We start from the raw sequence: 1,289 nt of genomic DNA, 5'->3' as shown, positions 1-1,289 counted from the left end.
ACATCTGTTTCAACAAACGCAATGGAAGTGCCGAGGACAGGGACGAGCACTTTGACCAAGAACTATATGATGAGAGATATGCCGTGGAGCGGACAAACGCATGGATGGACAGCTTCAGGTCACTGCTCAACAGGTTCGACACCACAATTGCAAGCTGGAAAGGGTTCAACTACCTATCTTTCATCGTGTTGGCACTGAAAAAAATAAAATTGAAAAAGTTTAAATGAGTTCATTGTGATTTTGGGTAGTCTGATTTCTTACCTAGTTATATTTTACTTTTTTTGGACGCAAAATTTGAAAACCGTTTTTAGTTTTAAAAAGACGGACCTCTCAATATTCCCATATCTAATCTTAATAGTTCTTGGACTCGGCTTTGTAAATCAACCTTTTTATGATTTTGAAAAAATCTTGGACTATTACAGAACTTCAGAAATTGAACCATATCGGCAAAGATTTCTTGGAATTGATTCATTTTTCATCTATTTCAGATTCTCAAGCCTATTGATTGCTCCACTATTTGAAGAGCTATTTTTTAGAAAATTTTTGTTCGAAAAGCTTTTGGAACGAAATAAAGTTATTGTATCAATTATCATATCCAGCTTATGCTTTTCTGCAATTCATTTCGAAACACCAAGCAGTTTAATTTCGACTTTTATTTTTGGTGTTATAGCTTGTATCATTTACCTAAGAACAAGAAATATTTGGTATACAATTGCAATGCACTTCTTGAATAATTTGTTTTCAACACTTTACGTAATTTATGGAGAATCCTTTTTTCAATGGGTATATGGTCTAAATTTTGGGTTTATTTATTGGGTTCTATTTGCGTGTGGAATTATAGCTACGACATTGGGAATGAAAAAAATAACTACAGCTAATAACTAAGCATTCGTGCGGTCGGTACGACCCAGCATGAATGCGGTGTTGAACTACACCGGGGCGTTGGTCTCTTTTTCTGCTATGGGGATTGGTCTGCAGTGGGGGAGGGTTTGCAGCGGCACCTGGGCCGATACTTTTGTGGTTTTCGGTATTTCTTGACCCCGTGGGGATGCCTTCCAGGATCCGGAGCCTTGAATCTCTAGCTCCATCGGGCATTTTTCGGCAAAACGTCCATTTGGGGCCATAGGTGTCCCGCACGGCCATTATGCCGTTCTGATTTTTGGTTTTCCATCTTGTTGTTTCAGCTTCTTGATCCAATGCTTGGGCGGCCCCCTGCCGTCGAACACGAACACCGTTGCCAAAGTGCCCTCTTTGCACCTAGGGCACTTTCGGTGCAATATGGGCGGTGG

The 1,289-nt window shown here is 40.2% G+C and carries 1 protein-coding gene and 2 pseudogenes; 2 read left to right on the top strand and 1 reads right to left on the bottom strand.

Translation table 11 applies throughout. The features are described from left to right. A pseudogene (locus ACKWCC_RS19300) lies at nt 1–227 on the top strand (IS5 family transposase); the annotation flags it as partial. 7 nt (nt 228–234) lie between these two features. Continuing rightward, nucleotides 235–885: a CPBP family intramembrane glutamic endopeptidase gene (locus tag ACKWCC_RS19295; RefSeq protein ID WP_413997603.1), complete on the top strand. Its 651-nt coding sequence runs from the start codon at nt 235–237 to the stop codon at nt 883–885. A gap of 257 nt (nt 886–1,142) precedes the next feature. Here ACKWCC_RS19295 and ACKWCC_RS19405 read toward each other — a convergent pair. Beyond that, nucleotides 1,143–1,289: pseudogene (locus ACKWCC_RS19405) on the bottom strand (IS91 family transposase); the annotation flags it as partial.

This window comes from Maribacter aquimarinus, from assembly GCF_047345505.1.
GTDB lineage: Bacteria > Bacteroidota > Bacteroidia > Flavobacteriales > Flavobacteriaceae > Maribacter.
This window is presented reverse-complemented; position numbering and strand designations above follow the sequence as displayed.